Source organism: Methylobacterium crusticola, from assembly GCF_003574465.1.
GTDB classification, from domain to species: Bacteria; Pseudomonadota; Alphaproteobacteria; order Rhizobiales; family Beijerinckiaceae; genus Methylobacterium; species Methylobacterium crusticola.
The window spans coordinates 1-1,339 of record NZ_QOWC01000465.1; the positions used below are offsets into that span (position 1 = coordinate 1).

General features: G+C 72.4%; 1 protein-coding gene. It reads right to left on the reverse strand.

The window, feature by feature from the left end; all coding sequences use genetic code 11:
- Nucleotides 1-51: 51 nt before the first annotated feature.
- Nucleotides 52-1,339, reverse strand: a 1,288-nt coding sequence (locus DT057_RS34925) for an ISNCY family transposase (protein ID WP_420870348.1), incomplete at its 5' end; no start/stop codon positions are given.

The following is a 1,339-nucleotide window of genomic DNA, read 5'->3' on the forward strand; positions in this document are numbered from 1 at the left end:
CGGCTGTTGCAACCGGATTGAAGTGTCACGGGGCGCTGCAAAGTAGAACTGTCACACGGCTCCTGGCGACGCTTGCGCCGACGCAGCCCGCGGCGGGGCTGCGGAGCCCCCCAACGCAGCAGCTCCGCCGCGGGCGGGCCGCGACACCGCCGCCCCGCCCCGCCTCACGTACCCGGTCTTCTCGCTGTTGGTCTTCACCCGCGGCGGGCGCAGCGCGTCCTGCCGCTCCTTGACGTAGGCCAGCACCTCCGACAGCCGCTTGTTCTCCACGATCGCCGCGTGGGTCACGCGCTGGTCCTTGTCGAAGGCCCGGTAGGGCAGCGACACGCCTTGCCAGCGCACCTCCAGACGCCCGTCGGCGAACGCGTAGGTGTCGACGTACCGGTCCACCAGCCCGCGCGTCAGGTCGGTGTCGTCCAGGATGATCCGCTTGCGCGCGTAGGACAGGCCCAGGTCCCGCCCGACGTGGCGCTGCTCGCGCCAGGCCAGCACGTCGGCCAGGCGCTCCCGCGACAGGTTCAGCACCCGGTGCAGGTCGTCCGGTCGGGCCGCCCGCGTCGCGAACCGCGCGTTGAAGCGCGCCATGAACCCCGGCAGGAACTGATTGCCGGCGTCCCGGTCCGAGATCCCGGCCAGCCGCAGCTCCTTGACCAGCCGGTCCTGCAGGGTCCGGTTCACCCGCTCGACCCGGCCCTTGGCCTGGCTCGAGTTGGCGCACAGGATCTCGATCCCGAGTTCAGCCAGCGCCCGGCCGAACTGCGTCATGCCCTGGCCGGCGCGCGCCTGCGCCTTGGCGACCCGGAACACCGCGTGCTTGTCCGAGTAGAACGCCACCGGCCGGCCGTGGGCGATGAGGTAGCCCTCCAGCGCCTCGAAGTAGCTGAAGGCGCTCTCGGACGCGACGAAGCGCAGCTGCATCAGCCGGCCGGTCGCGTCGTCGATGAACACCAGCAGGGTGCAGGGCGGAGCCCGGTCCTCGAACCAGCGATGCGCGCTGCCGTCGATCTGCACGAGGTCGCCCAGGCACTCGCGCCGCAGCCGCGGCTGATGCACCGCCCGCCGCTGCCGGCGCGAGTGCCACAGGCCTGCCGCACTCATCCAGCCCCGCAGCGTCTCGCGCGACACCCTCAGCTGGTGGCGCTCCCGCAGCATCTCGGCCGCCAGCGACGGACCAAAATCCGCGTAGTGCTCGCGCACGTAGCTCAGCGCCAGCTCGCGCAGACCGTCGCTCAGGGCCCGGTTCGAGCGCCGCCCGCGCCCCTTGTGCCCCAGACCCGCCGCGCCCTCAGCGCGATAAGCGGTGACGAGGCGCTGGGCCTGGCGCCGGCTGATCCCCAGG